Here is a 3,758-nt window from a genome sequence, read left to right on the forward strand (position 1 = left end):
ATTCTATTTTAAAAAGATTTTGTTATATTAATTTTAAAAAAATATAAATTATATAAAAATTTAGTTAATTCAAACAATATTTTTATAATAAATTTTAAAGTAATTAAGGAAATAAATTTTAATTTTATGAAATTTTAAGTAAGTATATTTTTAGATTTATTGACAAAATAATTTGTGTATATATAATAAATGTATAACTAAATATTAGCTAGGGGTGCCTTTGGCTGAGAAATAATTTAATTTATTAACCCTTATACCTGAACTGGATAATGCCAGCGTAGGAAAGCTTGTTAAATTAATTATATTTAGATTTTTTATGTTTATAAAATGTTAAATCTTGTATAGTTATAAATATTTATATGCTTACGCCATATTCCATATAGGGATATGGTTTTTTATTTTGGATTATTTAAATTAATATTAAAAGGTGGAATATGAAATGAAGTTTACAGAATATTTATTTGAAGAAGTAAAAGACATATGGAATGATTATCTAAATCATAAGTTTATCTGTGAATTAGGACAGGGAATATTAGATGAAGAAAAGTTCAAGTATTATTTGATACAGGATTATTTATATTTAAAAGAATATGCTAAAGTATTTTGTATAGGTGCTGTAAAAGCAAAAACTATGAAGGAAATGAAATTTTATTATAGTTCAATTAAAGGAACTATGGAAGATGAGACAGCAGTACATATAAATTATTTAAGAAATTTTGGAGTAAATATTGATGAATTAGAAAAATATAAATTTAATGTAATTACAAAAAATTATACAAGCTATATGCAATCAATAGCCTTAACAGGAAATTTAAAAGAAATTGCTGTTGCTATTATGCCATGCACTTGGTCTTATAATTATATAGGAAAATATTTGATTAATAAATATAAAGATAAAATAGAAAAAAATTTTTATAAAGATTGGATAGAAGAATATGCATCAAAAGAATTTGAAGAGTTTACTGAAAGATGGATAAATTATATTGATGAATTATGTGAAAATATTAATGAAGAAGAAAAAGAAAGACTTTTAGATATTTTTATAAGATGTAGTGTTTATGAAATGGATTTTTGGAATATGGCTTATAAAACTATTTAAAAAAAGAAAAATATTAACAATTAAATATTGTTAATTGAAATTAGTTATATTTTAATTAGAAGCAGTATGAAAAATGATAAGTTTAAAATACTTAAGAAAAAGGAGAGTTTTTATAATGATTATTTTACTTACTATAATTAGTGTTATAAGTTTTGCTTTTTATTTAATGGATTTAAAGAAAAATAAATTTAATATAAAAACTATGGCTATAATATCTATGATTAGTGCATTATCTTATATTTTATATATAATTCAATTTATAAAATATCCTCAAGGTGGAGGAATAAGTTTATTTTCTATGTTGCCAATAATGTTACTTTCTATATTATATGGTAGGACAGTAGGAGTTACTGGAGGTTTATTATTTGGAGTTTTGAAACTTTTAAATAGTGCTTTTATAGTTCATCCAATACAATTTATTATAGATTATTTACTTTCAACTATGGTTTTAGGATTAGCTTGTATATTTGGTATAGATAAAAAATATAAAATAATTTGTGGTTGTTTAGTTGCTGTAAGTTTAAGTATAGTTTTAAATATAATCTCAGGAGTTGTATTTTTTGCACAATATGCACCAAAAGGGATGAATGTATGGTTATATTCATTTATTTATAATTTTTCTACAGGAGGAGTTGAAGGAATTTTATCAATAATAATTCTTATGATTTTGCCTATTAAAAGATTAGAAAAAGTAATAGTTACATAAAAATTAATTTATATTTAAAAGTAAAATAAAACATTTAGGTATTTAAAAAATAAAGTTAAATACCTAAATGTAGTTACTTATATTATTAAATTATTTAATAGCATAAAAACATAGTTAAATGCTGATATTAAGAAGATTTAATATTATATCAATTGGAGTAAAATAAGCATATTTATTACTTGAAAATGAAAATAATCCAACAACTCTATTTAATGGATCTAAAACTAAAGATCCTGAATCACCAGCTGAGCCTATAGGGTCGCAGCGTACTAAATTTTTATAAAATAATGTATTTTCGCTAGCGTTACGAGAAGCTTTTATACCGGTTGAAAGATTTATTGTTTTTATATAACCTTCAGTTAATCCAGTGCTTCGACCTACTTTTTTTACTAACAAATTAGGAAAAGGATCTGAGGAGCCTCTAATTTCTCCAATACCTAAAATAGTAGTATCATATTTAATTTCAGGAGCAAGTTCTGCAATTGCACAATCAGCTATATTATAAATTGGATTTGTTTGTGAACTTGTTTTTATTTCAATTGATTTAAGAAAATAACCTATTATATTACGTTTATAAGCACCACCAGATAAACCAACTGATGGTTGAGATATTGGAGTTCCTTTTGAAAATTTACCTCTTGAATCTAAGCAATGGCTATTACTTAAAATACAAGGGAGATTAGTTTCATTATCAAATACAATTCCTCCTAAAGTTCCAGCAGAAAAATCTCTATAAGGGCTTATTTCTAATCCACCTTCTATGGGTCTAACCCGAGATTGTAGTTTTTGTATCAAATTATTATTATTAAAATTTAAAGAAGAGTTTGAATAAGTATTATTTAATATAATTTCATCAACTTCAATTACATCTGTTTTTATACCGAGAAATACTTTAGGTATAATATCGTTATTATACAAATTATTTATAGATAATTTTTTTTAAACTAAAACATGTAAACAGAGTTCTTTAGTATCTAAGCCTTTTATATTTTATAGTGATAGGTAAGTTTTTGAATTTATCTCTAACTTTTCCCCCACTTCACACCGTACAGGAGTGTTTCCAGCTCATACGGCGTTCCAATAAATTGATTTATTAAACAATTTATCTAGTGGCTATTGCTAGAACATCATTACAACATTCATCATAGCTTCATGCCACCACTATCACTTAGATTAAAATAAGTTATACTAATAAAAGCTTTCCTTATTACTATTTCATTGGCAGTAAAACCTCCATATTCTAAGCTTTCCTTGTTCCATTATCACTATCTTTACATATATATCCTTAGGTTATGAGTATAAGCCTGTAAGCTTGATAATGCCTATAACATTATATGGATTTTCATAGATATAAGTTTTACTAATCCACACTTACAACACTAAAAGTGTTTATCTATTTCTAGATAGAGTTAGTTTAGACCTGTACATTCCTCATTTCGTCAGTTACATTTAAACATCCTAACCATAGATATTTTATAGACCCTAGCTTTATCACCACTAAACCATAAAATTAATATTTTTTTTAGTGAATTTTTAATATTTATTTAAAGTGGTTATCAAGCCATTTAACGGGCTTATAACACCGTATTATTTACTTAATAAAGTGCTATCCGTATCCTTTGGGAAGATATTTCAAGGCGTTACCCAATCATTCTATCTTTCGTGATAATAGTTATAACTTTTGAATTTAATCAATTAGTTACGCTAGTTTTTTAGTAAATCTTCATTTACTTTTGTCTAGCAACAAGTCGCACTATATCCTAACCCTATGCCTGTAACATTTTTTTTGTTGAAAAATAAAGTGTCAAATTTATTAATAATATCATTTATTGAATTTTTTAATATAGAATCCATTTTACAACTCCTTTTAAATTTTTTAACACATATTTTTATAGTATGCTTTAAAAGATATATATGATATTTTTATGCTAAATTTAAATTATTATATTAAAT

At 23.9% G+C, this 3,758-nt stretch carries 3 protein-coding genes and 1 riboswitch; of the genes, 2 read left to right on the forward strand and 1 reads right to left on the reverse strand.

Translation table 11 applies throughout. From position 1 onward, the window contains the following. Positions 1 to 200 precede the first annotated feature (200 nt). A riboswitch (TPP riboswitch) is annotated at positions 201 to 301 on the forward strand. A 138-nt stretch (positions 302 to 439) separates the two neighbouring features. Together tenA and thiT are read left to right on the forward strand one after the other, a co-directional pair. Further along, a complete protein-coding gene (tenA, locus tag GBZ86_RS13620) occupies positions 440 to 1,099 on the forward strand; it encodes a thiaminase II (protein ID WP_152891531.1) in 660 nt (219 codons plus the stop codon). Between the two features lie 112 nt (positions 1,100 to 1,211). Next, positions 1,212 to 1,805: an energy-coupled thiamine transporter ThiT gene (thiT, locus tag GBZ86_RS13625; protein WP_327445269.1), complete on the forward strand. Its 594-nt coding sequence runs from the start codon at positions 1,212 to 1,214 to the stop codon at positions 1,803 to 1,805. Positions 1,806 to 1,919: 114 nt separating this feature from the next. Here thiT and GBZ86_RS13630 read toward each other — a convergent pair whose 3' ends face one another. Then, positions 1,920 to 2,723, reverse strand: coding sequence for a hypothetical protein (locus GBZ86_RS13630; protein WP_152891535.1), 804 nt, complete (start codon positions 2,721 to 2,723; stop codon positions 1,920 to 1,922). Positions 2,724 to 3,758 lie beyond the last annotated feature (1,035 nt).

It is taken from the genome of Clostridium tarantellae, assembly GCF_009295725.1.
Lineage (GTDB): Bacteria > Bacillota > Clostridia > Clostridiales > Clostridiaceae > Sarcina > Sarcina tarantellae.

What these genes read in the sequence shown, in the direction of transcription:
- tenA (WP_152891531.1), top strand. Translation starts at nt 440, where the DNA reads ATGAAGTTTACAGAATATTTATTTGAAGAAGTAAAAGACATATGGAAT.